This is a genomic window from Streptomyces sp. NPDC001568, from assembly GCF_042893755.1.
Taxonomy (GTDB): Bacteria; Actinomycetota; Actinomycetes; order Streptomycetales; family Streptomycetaceae; genus Streptomyces.
Window position 1 is genome coordinate 257,586 of sequence record NZ_JBIAVF010000010.1, and the last position, 21,501, is coordinate 279,086.

At 71.8% G+C, this 21,501-nt stretch carries 17 protein-coding genes, 1 tRNA gene and 1 pseudogene; 10 read left to right on the forward strand and 9 right to left on the reverse strand.

Annotated features, from left to right (window positions below; all coding sequences use genetic code 11):
- The first annotated feature begins 7 nt into the window (after positions 1-7).
- Together ACFY0I_RS20320 and ACFY0I_RS20325 are read left to right on the forward strand one after the other, a co-directional pair.
- Positions 8-550, forward strand: a complete 543-nt coding sequence (locus ACFY0I_RS20320) for a DUF501 domain-containing protein (protein ID WP_388897459.1) — start codon at positions 8-10, stop codon at positions 548-550.
- Entirely contained in the window at positions 547-1,518 is a 972-nt protein-coding gene (locus ACFY0I_RS20325; protein ID WP_388897462.1) for an exopolyphosphatase, read from the forward strand. Before ACFY0I_RS20320 ends, ACFY0I_RS20325 begins: the two co-directional genes overlap by 4 nt.
- 68 nt (positions 1,519-1,586) lie before the next feature.
- Here the strand turns inward: ACFY0I_RS20325 and ACFY0I_RS20330 are convergent.
- A pseudogene (locus ACFY0I_RS20330) lies at positions 1,587-1,694 on the reverse strand (type II toxin-antitoxin system RelE/ParE family toxin); the annotation flags it as partial.
- 559 nt (positions 1,695-2,253) lie between these two features.
- Between ACFY0I_RS20330 and ACFY0I_RS20335 the strand changes: the two are divergent.
- Together ACFY0I_RS20335 and ACFY0I_RS20340 are read left to right on the forward strand one after the other, a co-directional pair.
- The gene (locus tag ACFY0I_RS20335; RefSeq protein WP_362877636.1) at positions 2,254-3,639 is read left to right on the forward strand and encodes an NAD(P)/FAD-dependent oxidoreductase; all 1,386 of its coding nucleotides are present in this window, start codon (positions 2,254-2,256) and stop codon (positions 3,637-3,639) included.
- 166 nt (positions 3,640-3,805) lie between these two features.
- Complete coding sequence (locus tag ACFY0I_RS20340; protein ID WP_388897465.1) at positions 3,806-5,179, forward strand: class I SAM-dependent methyltransferase; 1,374 nt, start codon at positions 3,806-3,808, stop codon at positions 5,177-5,179.
- An 82-nt stretch (positions 5,180-5,261) separates the two neighbouring features.
- On the opposite strand, the gene ACFY0I_RS20345 is transcribed toward ACFY0I_RS20340, so the two are convergent.
- Entirely contained in the window at positions 5,262-7,808 is a 2,547-nt protein-coding gene (locus ACFY0I_RS20345) for an ABC transporter permease (RefSeq protein WP_388897468.1), read from the reverse strand.
- Between the two features lie 96 nt (positions 7,809-7,904).
- Positions 7,905-8,678 carry an ABC transporter ATP-binding protein gene (locus tag ACFY0I_RS20350; RefSeq protein WP_388897471.1) on the reverse strand — a complete coding sequence of 258 codons (774 nt, stop codon included), beginning with the start codon at positions 8,676-8,678 and terminating at the stop codon, positions 7,905-7,907.
- Between the two features lie 421 nt (positions 8,679-9,099).
- On the opposite strand from ACFY0I_RS20350, the gene ACFY0I_RS20355 reads away from it, so the two are divergent.
- Positions 9,100-9,181 (forward strand) — tRNA-Leu (locus tag ACFY0I_RS20355).
- Positions 9,182-9,318: 137 nt separating this feature from the next.
- Positions 9,319-10,173, forward strand: a complete 855-nt coding sequence (locus tag ACFY0I_RS20360) for a Bax inhibitor-1/YccA family protein (protein WP_388897474.1) — start codon at positions 9,319-9,321, stop codon at positions 10,171-10,173.
- Positions 10,174-10,333: 160 nt separating this feature from the next.
- Here ACFY0I_RS20360 and ACFY0I_RS20365 read toward each other — a convergent pair whose 3' ends face one another.
- Complete coding sequence (locus tag ACFY0I_RS20365) at positions 10,334-10,564, reverse strand: DUF4287 domain-containing protein (RefSeq protein ID WP_388897477.1); 231 nt, start codon at positions 10,562-10,564, stop codon at positions 10,334-10,336.
- Between the two features lie 101 nt (positions 10,565-10,665).
- Between ACFY0I_RS20365 and ACFY0I_RS20370 the strand changes: the two genes are divergently transcribed.
- On the forward strand, positions 10,666-11,028 hold the full coding sequence (locus tag ACFY0I_RS20370) for a hypothetical protein (RefSeq protein ID WP_388897479.1): 363 nt from the start codon (positions 10,666-10,668) through the stop codon (positions 11,026-11,028).
- Here ACFY0I_RS20370 and ACFY0I_RS20375 read toward each other — a convergent pair.
- The 3 genes from ACFY0I_RS20375 to ACFY0I_RS20385 all read right to left on the reverse strand — a co-directional run bounded on the left by ACFY0I_RS20375 (position 11,012) and on the right by ACFY0I_RS20385 (position 14,682).
- Positions 11,012-11,815: a hypothetical protein gene (locus tag ACFY0I_RS20375; protein ID WP_388897640.1), complete on the reverse strand. Its 804-nt coding sequence runs from the start codon at positions 11,813-11,815 to the stop codon at positions 11,012-11,014. The genes ACFY0I_RS20370 and ACFY0I_RS20375 overlap by 17 nt on opposite strands.
- Before the next feature lie 442 nt (positions 11,816-12,257).
- Positions 12,258-13,478 (reverse strand): acetyl-CoA C-acetyltransferase, encoded by a 1,221-nt coding sequence (locus tag ACFY0I_RS20380; protein WP_388897482.1) that lies wholly within the window; start codon positions 13,476-13,478, stop codon positions 12,258-12,260.
- A gap of 166 nt (positions 13,479-13,644) precedes the next feature.
- On the reverse strand, positions 13,645-14,682 hold the full coding sequence (locus tag ACFY0I_RS20385; protein ID WP_388897484.1) for an SGNH/GDSL hydrolase family protein: 1,038 nt from the start codon (positions 14,680-14,682) through the stop codon (positions 13,645-13,647).
- 134 nt (positions 14,683-14,816) lie between these two features.
- Between ACFY0I_RS20385 and ACFY0I_RS20390 the strand changes: the two genes are divergently transcribed.
- The gene (locus ACFY0I_RS20390) at positions 14,817-16,199 is read left to right on the forward strand and encodes a cystathionine beta-synthase (protein WP_388897643.1); all 1,383 of its coding nucleotides are present in this window, start codon (positions 14,817-14,819) and stop codon (positions 16,197-16,199) included.
- A 457-nt stretch (positions 16,200-16,656) separates the two neighbouring features.
- Here the strand turns inward: ACFY0I_RS20390 and ACFY0I_RS20395 are convergent, their stop codons facing one another.
- Positions 16,657-17,052 carry a hypothetical protein gene (locus ACFY0I_RS20395; protein ID WP_388897486.1) on the reverse strand — a complete coding sequence of 132 codons (396 nt, stop codon included), beginning with the start codon at positions 17,050-17,052 and terminating at the stop codon, positions 16,657-16,659.
- 160 nt (positions 17,053-17,212) lie between these two features.
- On the opposite strand from ACFY0I_RS20395, the gene ACFY0I_RS20400 reads away from it, so the two are divergent.
- Positions 17,213-18,055 (forward strand): MurR/RpiR family transcriptional regulator, encoded by an 843-nt coding sequence (locus ACFY0I_RS20400; protein WP_388897487.1) that lies wholly within the window; start codon positions 17,213-17,215, stop codon positions 18,053-18,055.
- Positions 18,056-18,304: 249 nt separating this feature from the next.
- Here ACFY0I_RS20400 and ACFY0I_RS20405 read toward each other — a convergent pair whose 3' ends face one another.
- Positions 18,305-19,678 (reverse strand): diaminopimelate decarboxylase, encoded by a 1,374-nt coding sequence (locus tag ACFY0I_RS20405; RefSeq protein WP_388897646.1) that lies wholly within the window; start codon positions 19,676-19,678, stop codon positions 18,305-18,307.
- A gap of 105 nt (positions 19,679-19,783) precedes the next feature.
- Between ACFY0I_RS20405 and hutU the strand changes: the two genes are divergently transcribed.
- Positions 19,784-21,484, forward strand: a complete 1,701-nt coding sequence (gene hutU / locus ACFY0I_RS20410; RefSeq protein ID WP_388897489.1) for a urocanate hydratase — start codon at positions 19,784-19,786, stop codon at positions 21,482-21,484.
- The last annotated feature ends 17 nt before the right edge of the window (positions 21,485-21,501 follow it).

Sequence of the window (21,501 nt, forward strand, 5' to 3'; positions counted from 1 at the left end):
TCCAGGCATGCAGACGCCCCCGCCCCAGACCGACCGGACCGAGCCGACCGACGCGGACATCGAGGCGTTCGAGCAGCAGCTCGGCCGCCCCCCGCGCGGACTGCGCGCCATCGCGCACCGCTGCCCCTGCGGGCAGCCGGACGTCGTCGAGACCGCGCCCCGGCTCCCCGACGGCACCCCCTTCCCCACGTTGTACTACTTGACGTGCCCGCGCGCGGCCTCCGCGATCGGCACGCTGGAGGCCAACGGCGTGATGAAGGAGATGCAGGCTCGGCTCGCCGAGGACCCGGAACTCGCCGCCGCCTATCAGGCCGCGCACGAGGACTACATCCGGCGCCGCGACGCCATCGACGTGCTCCAGGGCTTCCCGAGCGCCGGCGGCATGCCCGACCGGGTCAAGTGCCTGCACGTGCTCGTCGGCCACTCGTTGGCCGCGGGCCCGGGCGTGAACCCGTTCGGGGACGAGGCCCTGGCGATGCTGCCCGAGTGGTGGGCCAAGGGCGCCTGCGTCACCCCGTGCGGCGAGAAGAAGACCGAGGGCTCCCTGTGACCCGGGTCGCGGCCATCGACTGCGGCACCAACTCCATCCGCCTGCTCGTCGCGGACTGCGACCCCCTCACGGGTGCGATGACCGAGCTGGACCGCCGGATGACCATCGTCCGGCTGGGCCAGGGCGTGGACCGCACCGGCCGGCTCGCCCCGGAAGCGCTGGAGCGCACCTTCGCGGCCTGCCGCGAGTACGCCGCGGTGATCGAGGACCTCGGCGCCGAGCGGGTCCGCTTCGTGGCCACCTCGGCCTCGCGGGACGCCGAGAACCGGGACGAGTTCGTCCGCGGCGTCCTCGACATCCTGGGCGTCGAGCCCGAGGTGATCTCCGGGGACCAGGAGGCGGAGTTCTCCTTCACCGGCGCCACCAAGGACCTCACCGGCGCCGGGCCGCTGGAGCCGCCCTTCCTGGTGGTGGACATCGGCGGCGGCTCCACCGAGTTCGTCGTGGGCGAGGAACACGTACGGGCGGCCCGTTCCGTGGACGTCGGCTGCGTCCGGATGACCGAGCGTCACCTCGTGGTGGACGGCCGGATCATCGACCCGCCGTCCGAGGCGCGGATCGCCGCCGTGCGGGCCGACATCGAGGCGGCGCTCGACCTCGCGGCCGAGACCGTCCCGCTGGCCGAGGCGCGCACCCTGGTCGGCCTGGCCGGCTCGGTGACCACGGTCGCCGCCATCGCCCTCGACCTGAGCGCGTACGACTCCGCGGTGATCCACCACTCCCGGATCCCCTACGAGCGGGTCCGCGAGATCACCGAGCGCATGCTGACCTCCACCCACGCGCAGCGCGCGGCCATCCCCGTCATGCACGCCGGCCGGGTGGACGTCATCGGCGCCGGCGCCCTGGTCCTCCTCGCGATCATGGAACGCACCGGAGCCCGCGAGGTCGTCGTCTCGGAACACGACATCCTCGACGGCATCGCGATCAAGACCGCGGAAGAGGCCGAGGCCGACAAGCGACGGGTCTGACCCGCCGGCCGGCCGAACGACGGTGCTCCGGTCGGCCGACCGGAGCACCGTCGTCGTGTCCGGGCTCGGATGGTGCGGTGGAGGTCGCGCCGGTCGCCGACCTTGACGACGGGGATGACGAGCTCGCCGTCCAGGACCTGGTGGGCGATCCGGCAACCGCCCACCCGGAGCCGGTGGCGTGCGTGCTCCCGCCCGTCCGGCGCCGCATCGGCGCGGGTTCACCGGGGCGCCGGGCGGCGTCGCCCGATCCCGCCCGGTCGGGATTCAGTCGTGGCTCCGGCCGCCCTCCGCTGGCGCCGGAGGATCGTGGTCCGGGCGAGAACGGTCAGCGCGGCGGCAGTGCGGAGCACGCCCGGGAGGTCCCCAACGGCCCTTCCGGGGGCCGAAAGTCCCCCTGTCCACATGAACTTCGTGAAGTTCTTCACAAGGAATATGAGCCGGTGGACCCACATTGGGCCCGCTTCGGGGCCGGCGGGCGGGGTTCGAGGGTGTGTTCGTGCGAATCGTGGACATCCGAGGAGGTCGCCGGTAGGTATCCACCAACCCGGTGGTCTACTCCGTTCACAGGCCTGGAGGCCAGTTCAGGACGGGTGAACAACGATTCCCGCCACCCCTCGGTTCCCGCTCCACCCCATGATCTGGGTCACGTGGGCCGCGCAGTGTAGCAGAGGTGTCGTATCACCTTGTGAAGGGGCTCACGAGCGTCACCCCTGAGGGTGCTGGATACTCATTCTCATGAGCACCACGGAGCGTCCCAGGATCCTCGTTGTAGGAGGTGGGTACGTAGGCCTGTACGCAGCCAAGCGCATCATGAAGAAGATGCGCTACGGCGAGGCGACCGTCACGGTCGTCGACCCGCGCTCGTACATGACCTACCAGCCCTTCCTCCCCGAAGTGGCCGCAGGCAGCATCTCGCCTCGGCACGTCGTCGTCCCGCTGCGACGCGTGCTGCCCAAGGCAGAGGTTCTCACCGGCCGGGTCACGACCATCGACCAGGACCGCAAGGTCGCCGTCGTCACGCCGCTGGTCGGCGAGGCGTACGAGCTGCCTTTCGACTACCTGGTGATCGCGCTCGGCGCCGTTTCCCGCACCTTCCCGATCCCCGGCCTGGCCGAACAGGGCATCGGTATGAAGGGCGTGGAAGAGGGCATCGGCCTGCGCAACCACGTACTCGAGCAGCTCGACAAGGCCGAGTCCACGACGGACGAGAACGTCCGCCGCAAGGCCCTCACCTTCGTCTTCGTCGGCGGCGGCTTCGCCGGCGCGGAGACCATCGGTGAGGTCGAGGACATGGCCCGCGACGCCGCCAAGTACTACGCCACGATCAAGCGCGAGGACATGCGCTTCATCCTGGTCGACGCGGCGGACAAGATCCTTCCCGAGGTCGGGCCGAAGCTCGGCACCTGGGGCAAGGAGCACCTCGAGTCGCGCGGCATCGAGATCTACCTCAACACCTCCATGGACTCCTGCGTGGACGGCCACGTGGTGCTGAAGAACGGCCTCGAGGTCGACTCCAACACCATCGTGTGGACCGCCGGCGTCAAGCCGAACCCGGTGCTGGCCCGCTACGGCCTCCCGCTGGGTCCGCGCGGCCACGTCGACGCCGACCCGACCCTCCAGGTCAAGGGCACGGACTACATCTGGACCGCGGGCGACAACGCCCAGGTTCCGGACGTCGCCGCCCGCAAGGCCGGCGTGGAGAACGCCTGGTGCCCGCCGAACGCCCAGCACGCGCTGCGCCAGGCCAAGGTCCTCGGCGACAACGTCATCTCGGGCATGCGCGGCTTCCCGCAGAAGACGTACGAGCACTCCAACAAGGGTGCGGTGGCGGGCCTCGGCCTCCACAAGGGCGTCGCGATGATCGTCATGGGCAAGATGAAGATCAAGCTCAAGGGCCGGCTCGCCTGGTACATGCACCGTGGCTACCACGGCATGGCCATGCCGACCTGGAACCGCAAGATCCGCGTCTTCGCCGACTGGACCCTCGGCATGTTCCTCAAGCGCGAGGTGGTCTCCCTCGGAGCCCTCGAAACCCCGCGCGAGGAGTTCTACGAGGCCGCCAAGCCGGCGCCGGCCCCCGCGGCCGCCGCCGCCCCGGCCGAGAAGGCCAAGGCCTCCTGACCCGGCGCAGCCCCGCAGGAACCTGAGCACGACCCGTACGTCCCCGAAGGGGCCTCCCGCCATCCGTGGTGCGGGAGGCCCCTTCGGCGTACCCACGGGCGGCAGCTGATTGGCGCGGATCGGAAGTGGGTAGGCCGTTCGGTCGGAACTTCTGGAGGTGCCTGCGATGACCGACGCCGCGCCGCGGCTGGCCGCTCTTGCCGAAACACTGCTGGGCGCCCCCCTGCCCGTCCGCATACGGGCCTGGGACGGTACCGAAGCCGGCCCCGAGACGGGCCCCGTCCTGATCCTGGCGAACCGCCGCGCCCTGCGGCGCATGCTGTGGAAGCCGGGCGAGCTCGGGCTGGCCCGGGCCTGGGTCGCCGGCGACCTGACCGTCGAGGGCGACCTCTTCGAACTGCTGGACCGGGTGGGCGGCCTGCTCTGGGAACGGGAACCCGCCCCGGCTCCCACCACCCTGCCGGGCGGGCCGGCCAAACTCGCCGCGCTGCGCCCGTTCCTGCCCGCCCGGGCCGGTGGCGCCGCCGACGCGGCGGTGTTGCTCCGCGACCCGGACGTACGGGCCGCCGTGCGCGAGCTGGTGACCCTGGCGCGCCCGTGGGCGGCGCCCGCCCCGCCGCCCGAGGAGGCTCCCCGCCGCGGCGGGCCCGCGCACTCCAAGGGCCGCGACCGACAGGCGATCAGTCACCACTACGACGTGGGCAACGAGTTCTACGAGCACGTGCTGGGGTCCTCGATGGTCTACTCGTGCGCCTACTGGACCCCGGGCGGCACCCTGGAGGACGCCCAGCGGGACAAGCTCGACCTGGTCTGCCGCAAGCTCGGCCTGACCCCCGGCACCCGGCTCCTCGACGTGGGGTGCGGCTGGGGCTCCATGGCCCTGCACGCGGCCCGCGAGTACGGCGTCTCGGTCACCGGCATCACCCTCTCCCGGGAGCAGGCCGCGTACGCCCGCAAGCGGGTCGCGGACGAGGGCCTGACCGACCGGGTCGAGATCCGGATCCAGGACTACCGGGACGTCAAGGACGGCCCGTACGACGCCATTTCCTCGATCGGGATGGCCGAGCACGTCGGCGCCGACCGCTACCGCGAGTACGCCCGCACCCTGCACGCCCTGCTGGCCCCCGGCGGCCGGCTGCTGAACCACCAGATCGCCAGACCCCCGGAGCCCGACGAAGAGGCGCACCGGATCGACGAGTTCATAGACGCCTACGTCTTCCCCGACGGTGAGCTCTCCCCGCTGGGCACCACCGTCGGCGAGCTGGAGCGGGCCGGCTTCGAGGTCCGCGACGTGGAATCGCTGCGCGAGCACTACGCGCTCACCCTGCGCGCCTGGGTGACCCGGCTGGAGGACCACTGGGAGGAGGCCGTACGACTGACCTCGCCCGGCCGGGCCCGCGTCTGGCTGCTGTACATGGCGGCTTCCGCGCTCGGCTTCGAGCACGCCCGCCTCGGCGTGAACCAGGTCCTCGCGGTCCGGCCGCGCACCGGCGGCGCCGCGGACCTGCCGCTGCGCACGCGGACCTGGGGCGCCGCGTAGGCGCACGGCCCCGGGCGACGGAAGGGCCCCGCGGCGAACGCCGCGGGGCCCTTCCGTGTTCCTGCTACCGCCGGCCGGCGGGCTACTCGGTCTTGATGGCGGTCAGCATGTTCAGCCGGGCGGCGCTGCGGGCCGGCCACATGGCGGCGAGGACGCCGACGACCGCGGCCAGCAGGAGGAAGATGCCGATCCGGTCGTAGGGCATGACCAGTTCGTAGTTCGGTACGGACTTGGTGAGCGTGGTGCCCACCGCCCAGGCGAGGAAGACGCCGATGGCCACGCCGAGGACCGCGCCGAACAGGGAGATCACCACGGCCTCCAGGCGGATCATGTTCTTGACCCGGCTGCGGTCGAGGCCGATCGCCCGCAGCATGCCGATCTCCTGGGTCCGTTCGAAGACGGACATCGCCAGGGTGTTGACCACGCCCAGCACCGAGATGATCAGCGCCATGCCGAGCAGGCCGTACATGATGTTCAGCGCGGTGTTGACCATGCCGCCCATCTCGTTGCGCATGTCCTGCTGGGTGGCGACGCTCATCGCCGGGTTCTTGCCGAGGGCGTCGACGACGGCCTGGTGGTTGGCCTTGGTCTCGCCGCCCGTGGTGTTGACGTACACCTCGCGGATGTACTGGTCCTCGCTGTGCTGCGCCAGGATCTTGTTGTCGAGGACGTACGGGGACAGCAGGCCTTCGAGGTCCTTGTAGACCGCGCCGACCTTCAGGGTGCCCTTCTGCCCGTCGTCGAACGTGACGTTCAGGGTGGAGCCCGCCGTCAGCTTCTGCTCCTTCGCGGTGCTCTCGGCGACCGCCACCTCACCCTTGACCAGGCTGTCCAGCGAACCGCTGGTGACCTCGACGTTCAGCAGCCGGCCGATGGTGGCCGGGTTGACGCCCGAGGCCATCCGGAAGGACTCGCCGACCTTGAAGAAGCCGTCGGCCTGCGGGGAGACGGCCTCGACGCCGGGGGCCTTGGCCAGGGTCTCGGCCACCGTCTTGTCGAGGCTGCCGATGCCGCCGGACATGGTGACCTTGTAGTCCGCCTTGAGCTTGTCCGTGCTCATCCGGTCCACGGCCTTGCCCATGGTGACGCCGAGCACCGACATGGTGGTGACGAGGGTCAGGCCGATGGCCAGCGAGGCGGCGGTGACGGCGGTGCGGCGCGGGTTGCGCACCGCGTTCTGCGCGGCCAGCTTGCCGGGGACGCCGAACACCTTCTGCAGCGCGGGGCGGACGGCGGCGATGACCGGCTTGGAGAGCAGCGGGAGCAGCACGATCATGCCGAGCAGCATGAGGAACGCGCCGCCGCCGATGACCATGCGGCCGTCGCTCTTCATGGACACGCCGAGGAAGACGACGCCGATGCCGAGGGCGCTGATGACGCAGCCGAACACGTTGCGCAGCATCAGCGACTTGGCGTCGGCCGGCAGGTGGGCACTGCCCATGGCGGCGACGGGGGCGATCCGACCGGTGCGCCAGGCGGGCAGCAGCGCGGCGAGGGTGGTGACGAGGACGCCGATCACCAGCGCGGCGACGATGGTGACGGGGGCGATGACGAGCTCGCCGCCGGGGATCTTGGCGCCGATCGCGTCCATCAGGGAGCGCATGCCGGCCGCCAGGCCGATGCCGCTGACCAGACCTATGGCGGCCGAGAGGGCGCCGACGACCAGGGCCTCGGCGAGCACCGAGCGCATGACCTGGCCGCGGTTGGCGCCGACGGCGCGCAGCAGGGCCAGTTCCTTGGTGCGCTGGGTGACCAGCATGGTGAAGGTGTTGTAGATGAGGAAGACGCCGACGAACAGGGAGATGCCGGCGAAGGCGAGCAGCATGGTGCTCATGCCGCTCATCTGCTTCTTGATGTTCGCGGCCTCTTCGGCGGCGAGCGCGACGCCGGTCTGGGCCTTGGTGTTCTTGGCGAGGAGGGGCTTGACGTCGGCCAGCAGCTGGTCGGCGGAGGTGCCGGCCTTGGCGCTGATGGAGAGCTCGTCGTAGAAGCCGGGCTGGAGGTAGAGCTGCTGGGCGACCTGGGTGTCGAAGAGCACCAGGCTGCCGCCGGCGTTGACGGCGCCGTCCTCGGTGGTGAAGACGCCGGTCAGGGCGAACTCCCGGACCGGGCCGTTGGTGGCGACGCGGACCTTGTCGCCGATCTCGTACTTGCCCTTGGTGGCGGTGTCCTTGTCGAGGGCGATCTGGTCGTCCTTGGTGGGGCCGGTGCCGCCGGTGAAGGTGTAGCGGGGGTCCTTGCCGTCCTTGACGGGGGCGTAGTTGGACCCCTTGTTGGCCCAGCCCGAACCGATCAGCTTGCCGTCCTCGTCGCCGACGCCGGCGAAGCCGGAGACCCGGCCGGAGACGGTGTCGACGCCCTTGACGGCCTTGACCTTGTCGAGGGTCTGCCGGCTGATGCCCGGCTCGCCCTCCTTCTGGCCCTCCTCGTTGCGACCCTGGCCGTAGGAGGTGACGGAGACGGCGACGCCGTCGTAGCTCTTGGCCGACTGGCCGGACAGGGCCTTGCTGAGGGTGTCGGTGAAGATGAGGGTGCCGGAGACGAAGGCGACGCCGAGGGTGACGGCGAGCACCGTCATCAGCAGCCTGGCCTTGTGCGCGAGGACGTTGCGCAGGGCGGTACGGAACATGGGGATATCAGTCCTGGTGGGCTGGAAGTCTGGAGGAGGTCTTCGGGGGCCGCGGGGTGCGCGGAGTACGCCGGGGGGCGTGGGGCGTCCCCGGGGTCAGCTGGTGCGGCCCTTGGCGTCGAAGGCCTTCATCCGGTCGAGCACGCCGTCGGCGGTGGGGTGGGCCATCTCGTCGACGATCCGGCCGTCGGCGAGGAAGATGACGCGGTCCGCATAGGAGGCGGCCACCGGGTCGTGGGTGACCATGACGACGGTCTGGCCGAGCTCGCGGACCGAGTTGCGCAGGAAGCCGAGGACCTCGGCGCCGGAGCGGGAGTCGAGGTTTCCGGTCGGCTCGTCACCGAAGATGATCTCGGGACGGGAGGCCAGGGCACGGGCCACGGCCACGCGCTGCTGCTGGCCGCCGGAGAGCTGGGTCGGCCGGTGCGAAAGCCGCTCGGAGAGGCCGACCATGGCGATCACGGTGTCCAGCCACTGCTTGTCGGGCTTGCGGCCCGCGATGTCCATCGGCAGCGTGATGTTCTCCAGGGCCGTCAGGGTCGGCAGCAGGTTGAAGGCCTGGAAGATGAAGCCGATCTTGTCCCGCCGCAGCTGGGTCAGCTGCTTGTCCTTGAGGGAGCCGAGCTCGGTGTCGCCGATGCGGACCGAGCCGGAGGAGAAGGTGTCCAGTCCGGCGACGCAGTGCATCAGCGTGGACTTGCCGGAGCCCGACGGGCCCATGATCGCGGTGAACTGGCCCTGTGCGAACTCGACGGAGACGTTGTCCAGCGCGACGACCTGGGTCTCGCCCTGGCCGTACACCTTCGACAACTGCGTCGCACGGGCGGCCGAGGCCTGGAGGGTGTGCGGGGCGTAGTTCGTGGCGGTCAAGGGGGGACTCCTGTCGGGCGGACTGCGGAACGGCGGGACGGTTCCATCCTCACGGCCGGCCGAGGGGTTCCGGATCAGCCGAGGTGCCCGTTCGCAGGCCCACTGGAGTCTGACCGGGCGTCGGCCGGACTCCTCCTTTGGTATGACAGTGACCCTGAGGATGTCCATGTCAGCACCCGACGGGCGCGGGGCGGCCGGGGGGTGGCGGAGGGGGTGGCGGGAGGCAGCGAAATCACGTCAATCCCGCCCCGGCGACAGGCGTCGCCCGGAACGGTGCCGACCGTGACTTATCGGCCCTGACGCCCCCTCAATCACCAATAAAATCAGACAACATCGGATAGACGGCCGTCTGGGGCGGAGGGTGTTCCGGATAGGCTCGCGTCAGCGTTCAAGGCTTTTCCACGGGGGCCCGCTGCGCCTTGCCCGGATGGTGGAATGCAGACACGGCGAGCTTAAACCTCGCTGGCCCTCGGGCCGTGCCGGTTCAAGTCCGGCTCCGGGCACTTCAGCAGCCGTTCCGTTTATCCTCTGCGCCCGACCGCGCCTTCTCCTAAGATCCTCCTCCAGCGGTAGGGTGCTTTTTTTGCGAGCGCATTACTCTTGAGAACAAGGCTGCACACGGTGGCCATGGAGGAGTGAGATGAGGAGCAGTAACCCGGTCTTCTCGCGACGGGGGTTCAGCCGCGACAACGGCGGCTACGCGGGCTTCGAGGCGCAGCACGCGCAGGCCGGGACCGCGACCAACCCGTACGCGACGAATCCGTACGCCACCGACCCCACCACGGGGATGCCGGCGGCGCCGGCCAACCACAACGCGATGACCATCGACGACGTCGTGAGCCGTACGGCCATGACGCTCGGCACCCTGGTCGTCACCGCGGCCCTCGCCTGGATCTTCCTTCCGGTCGACGCGGCCAACCTGAACGTCTCGTACGGCATCGCCATCGGCGCGATGCTCGTGGCGTTCGTCTTCGCGATGATCCAGTCGTTCAAGGCGAAGGCCTCGCCGGCGCTCATCCTGGCCTACGCCGCCTTCGAGGGCGTCTTCCTCGGCGTCATCAGCTCGGCCACCAGCACGTACTTCGGCGCCGGCGTGGTCATCCAGGCCGTCATGGGCACGATGTGCGTCTTCGCGGGCGTGCTCTTCGCCTACAAGATGCGCTGGATCCGCGTCACCCGCCGCTTCACCGGCTTCGTGATGGCCGCGGCCGTGGGCTTCATGCTCCTGATGCTGACCAACCTGCTGATCTCGCTCATCGTGGGCGGCGACGGCCTCGGACTCCGCAGCGGCCCCCTGGGCATCCTGTTCGGCGTCATCGGCATCATCCTCGGCGCCTGCTTCCTCGCCCTCGACTTCAAGCAGGTCGAGGACGGCGTCGCCTACGGCGCCCCGCGCGAAGAGGCCTGGCTGGCCGCCTTCGGGCTCACCACCACCCTCGTGTGGATCTACATCGAGATGCTCCGCATCTTCCAGATCCTCTCGGGCAACGACTAGCCGGACCGCCTCACGGCGCGCACGGCACAGCAGCACGGGGAAGGCCCCGCGAGCAACCGCTCGCGGGGCCTTCCCGCGTTCAGGAGGGACGTCGGAGGTCGGACGGGGATCGGCGGTCGGATGACGGGCTCAGGGGGGCCGGGAGGCCGTGGCGGCGGCCTCAGCCGAACCGGCGGGCGGCTCTGCGCAGGTCGTACTCGTGAATGATCGCCTTGGCCTGGCCGTGCGACAGTTCGTGCGCGCCGCGCAGCCAGCTGACCTTCTCCTCGAACCGGAGGAGGGACGGGCCCTCATCAACGGCACGGAGCCAGTCGGAGATCTCACGACCGGTGCTCTGCGGGATTCTGTCGATCATGTTGCGGTGGGTCTGTTCGGAGAACTCTACGGACATGGGCGCCTCCGGAGGTATCGCCGTGCTGTTCTCTTCACGCCACCGTGCCGGAGAGTTCGCCCGTTGGCAATGGCGCGGTAGCGGCGCGTAAGGTCGGCCGGGTGCTCGATACCTCACCCCTGACCGTCGCCGTCGAGCGATTCGCCGACCGCCTGAGGGCGGCTCCGCAGAGCCGGCTGCAACGCGGCGCCGCGGCCGAGGCGCTGGCCCTGGCCCGGGAGCTCGCCGTCCGGGCGCAGCGGCTGGAGGAGGCGGCGCCGCGGGCCGCGCGGGGGGCGGCTCCGGCGCCCGTGCGCGAGGTGCCGGACGCGGGGATCTTCGTCGTGGGGGACCAGCTGTCGGTGACCGGCCTCGACCTCGCGGAGGCCCTGCGCGCCGACCCGGACACCACGACGGCCCCGTCCGTACTGCTGGACGAGGCCGTGGAACTGGTGGAGCGGGCGGAAGTCAGAGCGATGCGATGACGCGGTCCGCGAGGATGTAGACGTTGCTGTCGGGGTCCTCGGAGTCACCGCAGGAGAACGTCAGCGCGTACGCGCCGGAGATGCCGGAGCCACCCAGCAGGATCGGCGCCGTGCCCGCCCGCAGGGCCTCGGAGAGGCGCTCGGCCGTCTCCCGGTGCCCCGGGGTCATGCAGAGCGTGGTGCCGTCGGTGAAGACGTACACGTCCAGGGTGCCCAGCGGGCCGGGACGGACGTCCGCGAGGGCCGTACGGGCCTCCGCGAGCTCCTCCAGGCGGTTCACCGTGCGCTCGTGGTCCGCGCCGTGGTGGGCCTGCACCGGTACGAAGTCGGGGTGCGAGGGGTGGCGCCGGCGGGCGGCGGCCAGTTCGGCCGAATCCTCCGGGTACTCGTCGGCGAATTCCTCGCCGAGCACCGGCTCCAGCCCGACCAGGTCCGCCTGCCGGGGCAGGAAGACCGGGCTGTCCTCGCCGAGCCCGGGCAGGCCGCCCAGCAGCGAGGGGGCGTCGGCGGCGTCACGGGCCTCCTGCGCGGCCCAGAAGGCCCGCGCCTCGGCCAGCTCCCGCTCCCGCTCCTCGGCGAGGGCTTCGGCCACGGCGGCTCGTATCTCGGCGGCGGGGGACTCCACGGCGCTGCGGGCGTGCGGGACGGCTGCGGTGCGCGGACGGGCCGGCAGGGCCAGCTCACCGCGCAGGGCGGTGACCTGCTTGCGCAGCCCGTGTACGGCGTGCAGCGCAGCAGCGCCCACGGCCGTGGCAGCGGCCGTGGTCAGCAGCAGGGCAAGAGACATGGCGCTCACTGACTAACTCCCGATTGATTCGATCCCCCGACTTCCTACATCAGCTTGTCCTCTGCTGGGAATGGCGTGCAGTGCATTACGTCATGAATTGGACAGGTCTTTCGTCCCCGGGGCACCGGGGGGAGGGTGCCTGAGCTGGGCAAATACCGATCCCCCAGGACAAAGGTCACATCCTGGGGGAGATTCGGTCACAGGTCGGCCGCGACCGGGTTAGATCCGACGTCAGTAGAGCTCACTCATCTGGAGTATCCCTTGCGGCGTCAGGGGTTCCGCCTTGATCCGCCGGCGCGGAGCAGGAAATCGTAACGAAACCCCCACCCTCCGCTACGGCTCAGCTCAGCCGCTCGGTTTCTTGGTCGCGTTCCGCTTCGCCGCCGCTGCGGGCGGGTGCCGTCCCTCGTTCCTCGGGGCGGCCCCCACCCTCCGCTCCGGCTCAGCTCAGCCGCTCGATGACCATTGCCATGCCCTGGCCGCCGCCCACGCACATGGTCTCCAGGCCGAACTGCTTGTCGTGGAACTGGAGGCTGTTGATCAGGGTTCCGGTGATGCGGGCGCCGGTCATCCCGAACGGGTGACCGACGGCGATGGCCCCGCCGTTGACGTTCAGCTTGTCCAGCGGGATCTCCAGGTCCCGGTAGGACGGGATGACCTGGGCCGCGAAGGCCTCGTTGATCTCGAACAGGTCGATGTCGTCGACGGTCAGGCCGGCCCGCTTCAGGGCCTGCTTGGACGCCTCGACCGGGCCCAGGCCCATGATCTCGGGGGAGAGGCCGGTGACGCCGGTGGAGACGATCCGGGCCAGCGGGGTCAGGCCCAGGTCCCGGGCCTTGGTGTCGCTCATGATGACGAGCGCGGCGGCGCCGTCGTTCAGCGGGCAGCAGTTGGCGGCGGTGATCAGGCCGTCGGGACGGAACACCGGCTTCAGGCCCTGCACGCCCTCCATGGTGACCCCGGCGCGCGGGCCGTCGTCCAAGGAGACGACCGTGCCGTCGGGGGTGGTGACCGGGGTGATCTCGCGGGCCCAGAAGCCGTTCTTGATGGCTTCCTCGGCCAGGTTCTGGGAGCGGACGCCGAACTCGTCCATGTCCTGACGGGTCACGCCCTTCAGGCGGGCCAGGTTCTCGGCGGTCTGGCCCATCGAGATGTACGCGTCCGGCACCAGACCGTTCTCGCGCGGGTCCTGCCAGGAGGCGCCCGTGCTCTGCGCGACCTCGGCCGTACGGGCCTCCGCGTCGGCGAAGAACGGGTTGTGGGTGCCCGCCATGCCGTCCGAGGAACCGTTCGCGAACCGCGAGACGGTCTCGACGCCGGCGGAGATGAAGACGTCACCCTCGCCCGCCTTGATGGCGTGCAGGGCCATCCGGGAGGTCTGGAGGGACGAGGAACAGTAGCGGGTGACGGTGAGGCCCGGCAGGTGGTCCATGCCCATCTGCACGGCCACGATGCGGCCCAGGTTGTGGCCCTGCTCGCCGCCCGGGAGGCCGCAGCCCAGCATCAGGTCGTCGATCTCGCGCGGGTCCAGCCCGGGCACCTTGGCGAGCGCGGCCTGGATGATCTGCGCGGTCAGGTCGTCCGGGCGGACGTCCTTGAGCGATCCCTTGCCGGCGCGCCCGATGGGGGAACGGGCGGTGGAAACGATGACGGCTTCGGGCATCGGGACTCCAAGGGGTGCGTCGTTGCGGGACCGCATGCGAAGTTACCGCCCCGTACGGTCGAGGTCACGGGCCTCGGCGTGTGATGCGGGTCGCTCCGCGGGGCGTCGGGGCCGAGGATGCCGCTGTCGACCTTCCGCCGGCCCCCCGGCCGGCCCCCCGGCCGGCCTACCGGGGTTCCGCGACCGGGGTCGTGGGCGCCTTGGGGGTCGTGGCCGGCCTCGGGGCGAGGTCCTCGCCCGCGACCCGCCGCCTGCGGCGGTGCTTGAGCAGGGCCCAGGGCCCCCGCGCGCCGGTGACCTCGGTGCCGGCCTCGCCCGCCGCCGCGGACGCCGCCTTGGCGACGGGCAGCATGTCCTCGTCGCGCGAGACGTCCAGCCGGTCGGACTCCGGCCACAGGCCCAGCGCCGCGCACATGGTGGGCAGCACGGCCATGGCGGCCGTCGCGTACCCCTCCGCCGACGGGTGGTAGGAGTCCGGCCCGAACATCTCCCGGGGGTTCGCGGCGAACTCCGGCCCCAGCAGGTCGCCCATCGAGATCGTCCGGGCCCCCAGGGCCAGCACGCCGATCGTCTGGGCGGCCGCCAGTTGCCGCGAGACCCGGCGGGCCATCCAGCGCAGCGGCTGGTAGACCGGCTCGATGGTGCCCAGGTCCGGGCAGGTGCCCACCACGACCTCGGAGCCCGCCAGCCGCAGCCGCCGGACCGCCGAGGTCAACAGCCGGACGGACTGGGTCGGCGGCATCCGCCGCGTCACGTCATTGGCGCCGATCATGATCACGCACACGTCCGGCGGCGGCGCGTCCCCGTCGAGCAGGAGACCCACCTGCCGGTCGAGGTCGTCGGACATCGCCCCGGACAGCGCGACGTTGCGCAGCTCCACGGGCCGTTCGGCCACCGCGGCCAACCCCGAGGCGAGCAGCGCGCCCGGTGTCTGGCGGGCCCGGCGCACCCCGAGCCCGGCCGCCGTGGAGTCGCCCAGCATGCCGAGCCGCAGGGGGCCCGGGCTCAGCTCGGGGCCGCCGAACTCGCTCCCGTACAGGCCGTCGGCCCGCGGCGGATCCGGCAGACCGGTGCCCACCGTCCGCTTCGCGAACTGGACCTCGGCCAGCACCAGACCCACCGCGGCGACCCCGACGAGCCCCAGCCCGCCGCCGCCGTACGCCGCGCCCGCCGCGATCCGGCGGGCCGTCCTCGCCCTGGACACCCTTCAAGCCACCTCGATCCGCGCTCTGATCCCGATGACCTACCTGCCCCGTAGTGCGGGTCGGCCAATCCCTTTCCGCTTACTCTGGCCGGACCTCCCGGAGAACCCGTGGAGTCCCCTCCTTGGAGAACATGGTGCAATTCCACGACTCGATGATCAGCCTCGTCGGCAACACCCCGCTGGTGAAGCTCAACCGTGTGACCGAAGGCCTGCAGGCCACCGTCCTTGCGAAGGTCGAGTACTTCAACCCCGGTGGGTCCGTGAAGGACCGGATCGCCGTCCGGATGATCGAGGCCGCCGAGCAGAGCGGTGCCCTCAAGCCCGGTGGCACCATCGTGGAGCCCACCAGCGGCAACACCGGTGTAGGACTCGCCATCGTGGCCCAGCAGAAGGGCTACAAGTGCATCTTCGTCTGCCCTGACAAGGTGTCCACGGACAAGATCAACGTCATGCGCGCGTACGGCGCCGAGGTCGTGGTCTGCCCGACCGCCGTCGACCCCGAGCACCCGGACTCGTACTACAACGTCTCCGACCGCCTCGCGCGCGAGCCCGGCGCCTGGAAGCCCGACCAGTACAGCAACCCGAACAACCCCCGTTCGCACTACGAGACCACCGGTCCCGAGCTGTGGGAGCAGACGGACGGGAAGATCACCCACTTCGTCACGGGCGTCGGCACCGGCGGCACCATCTCCGGCACCGGCAACTACCTCAAGGAGGTGTCCGGCGGCAAGGTCAAGGTCATCGGCGCCGACCCCGAGGGTTCGGTCTACTCCGGCGGCAGCGGCCGTCCGTACCTGGTCGAGGGCGTCGGTGAGGACTTCTGGCCCACCGCCTACGACCCCAACGTCACGGACGAGATCATCGCGGTGTCCGACAAGGACTCCTTCCAGATGACCCGCCGCCTCGCCAAGGAGGAGGGCCTCCTCGTCGGCGGCTCCTGCGGCATGGCCGTCGTCGCCGCGCTGCGCGCCGCCGAGGGCCTCGGCCCCGACGACGTCGTGGTGGTCCTGCTGCCGGACAGCGGCCGCGGCTACCTCAGCAAGATCTTCAGCGACGAGTGGATGGCCGGTCACGGCTTCCTGGAGGAAGCGGGCCCGTCGGCGCGCATCGGCAACGTCCTCGCGGACAAGGAGGGCGGCATCCCGTCCCTGGTGCACATGCACCCGGAGGAGACCGTCGGCCAGGCCATCGAGGTGCTGCGCGAGTACGGCGTCTCCCAGATGCCGATCGTCAAGCCGGGCGCCGGCCACCCCGACGTCATGGCCGCCGAGGTCATCGGCTCCGTCGTCGAGAAGGAGCTGCTCGCGGCGCTCTTCGCGCAGCGTGCCTCCCTCGGCGACCCGCTGGAGAAGCACATGAGCGCGCCGCTGCCGCAGGTCGGCTCCGGTGAGCCCGTCTCCGAGCTGATGTCGGTGCTCGGCGAGGCCGACGCGGCGATCGTGCTCGTCGAGGGCAAGCCCACCGGCGTCGTCAGTCGCCAGGACCTGCTCGCGTTCCTGGCCAAGGGCTCCAAGTAGCCGACGCGGTCCCCGACCGGAGCGATTCCGGCCGGGGGCCGATCCGTCGGTCCCGGGACCGGGCCGTTCGCGCCGGGGACCCGCTGTTTCCGGCCGGTCGCGCAAACGGTACGGGCCCGACACGTCACGGCAGCACCGGCTTAACACGGGTTCGGCACAGTAGGGGACGTCGGCAGGGAGGACCGGGGAACCGGAAGGCCCCGCCGGCGTCACGAACGGCGTCCGTGCGCCTCCGGAGCGGCTCCCGGACCACGCGGACGCCAAAGGACGCGGACGGCCCTGACCCGGCCCGTGTCCCACGCGGGGACCGCCGTCGTCCCGCCCCCCGGGAGACCGGGGGTGCGGCGGTCCCCGCGCAAGCTTCCCCACGGACCCGCGGGAGCGGCCCGCCGGTCAGCCGGTACGGGCCCTCCCGCCGGGCGGTGGGACGATCCGCCGGCCGGAGCGGGGCCGCCCGTCAGTCGGTGGGGCCCTTCCCGCGGCTGCCGAAGCCCTTCTTGGACGCGTGGATGAAGTTCACGCCCAGGATCCCCGCCCAGGCGACGAGCAGTCCGCTGAGGTGGGCCTGCGTCGCGGCGATCGCCGACAACGGGATGGCCAGCACCAGGGTGATCACGGCGAAGCCGAAGCGTTCCCCGAAGTTGCCGACGGCCGTCACGGCCGGGTCGCTGGAGCCGCCGCGGGCCGAGAGCAGGCGTTCCTCCGCGAGTCGGCGCCGCACCTGGGTGTCGACCTTCTCCACGAACGATTCGACCAGCGCCGCCTCGTACTCCGGCCCGAGCTCCCGCCGGGCGTCGAGGGTGGCGCCGAGTTCCTTCTTCAGGTCTTCGACCTGGGGGGAATGGGCTGTCATGCCCCCAGCGTAGGAACCGGAACGGGCCGCGGCACTGGGGCTAGCCCCCGTATCCGCGGGTCCGGATCGCGGGCGCGGCTTGCCGAGCTGCATAACCACATGCAGAGTGCACCGTGACTGAATATCTCACCGGTGACGGGACGGAACGGAGGGGACGGCGATGAGCGACGGCCCGGCCGCACGGCTGCAGAAGCTGTTCGAGGGACACCGGCTGACGCCGACCCAGCGGCGGATCGCCCACTGCATGGTGCGCGGGGCGGCCGACGTGCCGTTCCTGTCCAGTGTGGAACTCGCCGAGCTGGCCGGGGTGAGCCAGCCGTCCGTGACCCGGTTCGCGGTGGCACTCGGCTTCGACGGCTACCCGGCGCTGCGCCGCCACCTGCGCGAGGTGGCCCCCGCCGGGCAGGAGCCGCAGCCGCGGGAGGACTCGTACAACGAGTACCAGCAGGCCGTCCAGGGCGAGATCGAGAACCTGCGCCGGCTCGCCGCGATGCTCGCCGACCCCGCGCCCGTCGAGGAGGCCGGCCGGCTGCTCGCCGGGTCCGCGCCGCTGCCGGTGCTGGGCTTGCGGGCGGCGTCCTCGCAGGCGCGCGGGTTCGCGTACTTCGCCGCCAAGGTGCACCCCGACGTACGGCTCCTCGACGAGGCCGGCTCGATGCTCGCCGACCGCATCGACGCGGCCGCCACGGCCGGGGCCACGGCCCTGCTGTGCTTCGCGCTGCCCCGTCACCCCCGGGAGGTCGTCGAGGCCCTGGACCACGCGCGGGCCGCCGGGCTGACCGTCGTGACCGTCGCGGACTCGGCGTTCGCCCCCGTCGCCCGGCACTCGGACCTGCTGATCCCGGCGCCCGTCGGCACCGGGCTCGCCTTCGACACCGCCTGCGCGCCGATGCTGCTGGGCCGGGTGCTGTTGGAAGCCATGGCCGACGCGCTGCCCGACGCCCAGGCGCGGCTGGAGGCCTTCGACGCGAGGGCCGTCGCCCGCGGACTCTTCGTCGAGTAGCCCGCCGGGCCGTCCTCCGGGTGATGACGGGAGTTCGGCGGCGGGACCCAGGCCCTGTCGTCGAACTCCCGTCCGCCCCGCGGCGTCCGGGACCTGGGCCGTTCCTTTCGGATCTTGCCTGACCCGCGTCGTCCGGTACTGCGGCTCGGGGCGCGGGCGACCGGGGTGCGGGCGACCGGGGCGGAGCCGGCCCCGGCGGCCTGACCTGCGGCGACGGCGACAGGCGGGTGGCACCGGCCGGGCGGGGCCCTACAGCAGGGCGTCGCGCAGGTCGCCGCCCGCCTCCGCGACGACGTCCGCGAGGGACTGCGCGGCGCGCAGCGGGGTGAAGCGCACCGTGCCCGCCGGCGGGATCGTGAACCCGTGGACGGCCGGCCGGGGCAGGCTGTTGTACCCGTAGTGGGCGGTGAAGAAGTACGCCCCCGTGTCCGGTACGGCGATCAGGTCACCCGGCTCCAGCCGCGGCAGCTCCCGGGCGGTGGCCAGCAGGTCCCCCGCGAAGCAGGCCGGCCCCGCGACGTCCTGGGCGACGGGCGGCCCCGACTTCGGGGCGCCCTCGGCGTCGTACGGCAGGATCCGCAGCGGCCAGACCTCCGGGGCGTACACGGTCCGGGTCGCCAGCTGGACGCCCGCGTGGGTCAGCGCGACGGGTCGCCCGCCCGCCGTCTTCGTGTACTCGACGCGGGCCAGCACGAGCCCGTGCTTCGCGAGCAGGGACCGGCCGAACTCCGTCACCAGCCCGTACGAGCCGTCGAAGAGGGCGGGGACGGCCCCGCGCAGGGCCGCCACGTACTGCCCGTAGGTCGGGGTCGGCTCGTCCGAGGCGAAGTTCACCGGCAGGCCGCCGCCGATGTCGAGGGTGTCGACCTGCCGCCGCCCGGCCGCCGCGTTGATCTCCTCCGCGAGCGCGTGCAGTTCCCGTACGCCCCGCGCGATCCGCGCCGGCGGCACGCCCTGCGAACCCGAGTGGACGTGCAGCCGGGTCAGCCAGGGCCGGTCCAGGAAGGCCCGTACGAGCCACGCGCGCGCTCCCGGGTCGCGCAGCGGCACCCCGAACTTGGAGCGGGCGGTCGCCGTGGACAGGGCGTCGATGGTGCCCGCGCCGGTCTGCGGGTTGATCCGGATCCCCAGCGCGGACCGGGTCGGGGCCGCCGGCACGAGGGCGTCGAGCCGTGCCAGCTCCTGCCGGTTGTCGGCGTTCACCGCGATTCCGAGGTCCAGCGCCTCCCGCAGCTCGGCCGGCGTCTTGGCGGGGGAGTCCAGGACGACGCGGTCCGCGGGGAGCCCCGCCGCCCGGGCCAGGGCCAGCTCGCCCGGCCCGGCCACCTCGCAGCCGATCCCCTCGGCGGCCAGTAGGCGCAGCACCGGGACGAGCGGGGTCGCCTTCACCGCGAAGGTGTGCAGGACGGGCGTACCGGGAGCCACGGCGGCCGCGAACGCGCCGGTCAGCGCGGCGGCGGAGGCCCGGATCCCGTCGGCGTCGAGCAGGCACACCAGCGGCGCCGCGACCCGGCCGTACGGATCGCCGCCGATCAGGCCCTGCGCGACGGCGGCCCGTACGGCCAGGTCGCGGCGGGCGGCGGGGTCCTGCGCGAAGGGCGGTGTGCGCGTCTCGGCGGCCATGTCCGCCATCCCACCACCCGGCGGCTCCACCCGCAGCTGTTGACTGGATCTATTCATACCGCGAGGATGTGAATGGATTGACCAACACCGGAGGAGGCACCCGCCATGTCAGGACCCCGCCCCGTACGGGCCGCGCGAGGCACCGAGCTCAGCACCCTGGGATGGCAGCAGGAGGCCGCCCTGCGGATGCTCCAGAACAACCTCGACCCCGAGGTCGCCGAGCACCCCGACAAGCTCGTCGTCTACGGCGGCACCGGCAAGGCCGCCCGCGACTGGCGCTCGTACGACGCCATGGTCCGCACCCTGCGGACCCTCAAGCAGGACGAGACGATGCTCGTCCAGTCCGGCCGCCCGGTCGGCGTCATGCAGACGCACGAATGGGCGCCGCGCGTCCTGCTCGCCAACTCCAACCTGGTCGGCGACTGGGCCAACTGGGAGGAGTTCCGCCGCCTGGAGCACCTGGGCCTCACCATGTACGGCCAGATGACGGCCGGCTCGTGGATCTACATCGGTACCCAGGGCATCCTCCAGGGCACCTACGAGACCTTCGCCGCCGTCGCCGCCAAGCTGCACTCGACCGGTAGGGGAGGGGTCGGCGGCACCCTGGCCGGCACGATCACCCTCACCGCCGGCCTCGGCGGCATGGGCGGCGCCCAGCCGCTCGCCGTCACCATGAACGACGGCGTCGCGATCTGCATCGACGTCGACCCGCGCGCCATCGACCGCCGCATCGAGCACCGCTACCTCGACGTCAAGGCCGACAACCTGCGCCACGCCCTCCAGCTGGCCGTCGAGGCCCGCGACGCCCGCAAGCCGCTGTCCATCGGCCTCCTCGGCAACGCCGCCGAGCTGCTCCCGCAGATGCTCGCCGAGGGCGCGCCGATCGACATCGTCACCGACCAGACGAGCGCCCACGACCCGCTCGCCTACCTGCCCGTCGGCGTCGCCTTCGACGACATGGCCGACCTGGCCGCCAAGGACCCGGCAGGCTTCACCACCCGCGCCCGCGAGTCCATGGCCAAGCACGTCGAGGCCATGGTCGGCTTCATGGACGCGGGCGCCGAGGTCTTCGACTACGGCAACTCCATCCGCGGCGAGGCCCAGCTGGCCGGCTACGACCGCGCGTTCGCCTTCCCCGGCTTCGTCCCCGCCTACATCCGACCGCTGTTCTGCGAGGGCAAGGGCCCCTTCCGCTGGGCCGCGCTGTCCGGCGAGGCCTCGGACATCCACAAGACCGACAAGGCGATGCTGGAGCTGTTCCCGGAGGCCGATTCTCCTCAGAACGCGTCCCTGCACCGCTGGATCAAGATGGCGGGCGAGCGGGTCCACTTCCAGGGCCTGCCCGCGCGCATCTGCTGGCTCGGCTACGGCGAGCGCGACAAGGCCGGTGAGCGCTTCAACGAGATGGTCGCCGACGGCACCCTCGCCGCGCCCCTGGTGATCGGCCGCGACCACCTCGACTGCGGCTCGGTCGCCTCCCCGTACCGCGAGACCGAGGCCATGCTCGACGGCTCCGACGCCATCGCCGACTGGCCGCTGCTCAACGCCATGGTCAACGTCGCCTCCGGCGCCTCCTGGGTCTCCATCCACCACGGCGGCGGCGTCGGCATGGGCCGCTCGATCCACGCCGGTCAGGTCACCGTCGCCGACGGCACGCCGCTCGCCGGCGAGAAGATCCGCCGCGTCCTGACCAACGACCCCGGCATGGGCGTCATCCGGCACGTCGACGCGGGCTACGACATCGCCGAGGCCGTCGCCGACGAGCGCGACGTCCGCGTCCCGATGCGGGAGGGTGACTCCGCGTGAGCCACGGTTCCTTCCCC

What these genes read in the sequence shown, in the direction of transcription:
- ACFY0I_RS20320 (WP_388897459.1), top strand. Translation starts at nt 8, where the DNA reads ATGCAGACGCCCCCGCCCCAGACCGACCGGACCGAGCCGACCGACGCG.
- ACFY0I_RS20335 (WP_362877636.1), top strand. Translation starts at nt 2,254, where the DNA reads ATGAGCACCACGGAGCGTCCCAGGATCCTCGTTGTAGGAGGTGGGTAC.
- ACFY0I_RS20340 (WP_388897465.1), top strand. Translation starts at nt 3,806, where the DNA reads ATGACCGACGCCGCGCCGCGGCTGGCCGCTCTTGCCGAAACACTGCTG.
- ACFY0I_RS20345 (WP_388897468.1), bottom strand. Translation starts at nt 7,808, where the DNA reads ATGTTCCGTACCGCCCTGCGCAACGTCCTCGCGCACAAGGCCAGGCTG.
- ACFY0I_RS20360 (WP_388897474.1), top strand. Translation starts at nt 9,319, where the DNA reads ATGAGGAGCAGTAACCCGGTCTTCTCGCGACGGGGGTTCAGCCGCGAC.
- ACFY0I_RS20365 (WP_388897477.1), bottom strand. Translation starts at nt 10,564, where the DNA reads ATGTCCGTAGAGTTCTCCGAACAGACCCACCGCAACATGATCGACAGA.
- ACFY0I_RS20375 (WP_388897640.1), bottom strand. Translation starts at nt 11,815, where the DNA reads ATGTCTCTTGCCCTGCTGCTGACCACGGCCGCTGCCACGGCCGTGGGC.
- ACFY0I_RS20380 (WP_388897482.1), bottom strand. Translation starts at nt 13,478, where the DNA reads ATGCCCGAAGCCGTCATCGTTTCCACCGCCCGTTCCCCCATCGGGCGC.
- ACFY0I_RS20395 (WP_388897486.1), bottom strand. Translation starts at nt 17,052, where the DNA reads ATGACAGCCCATTCCCCCCAGGTCGAAGACCTGAAGAAGGAACTCGGC.
- ACFY0I_RS20400 (WP_388897487.1), top strand. Translation starts at nt 17,213, where the DNA reads ATGAGCGACGGCCCGGCCGCACGGCTGCAGAAGCTGTTCGAGGGACAC.
- ACFY0I_RS20405 (WP_388897646.1), bottom strand. Translation starts at nt 19,678, where the DNA reads ATGGCCGCCGAGACGCGCACACCGCCCTTCGCGCAGGACCCCGCCGCC.
- hutU (WP_388897489.1), top strand. Translation starts at nt 19,784, where the DNA reads ATGTCAGGACCCCGCCCCGTACGGGCCGCGCGAGGCACCGAGCTCAGC.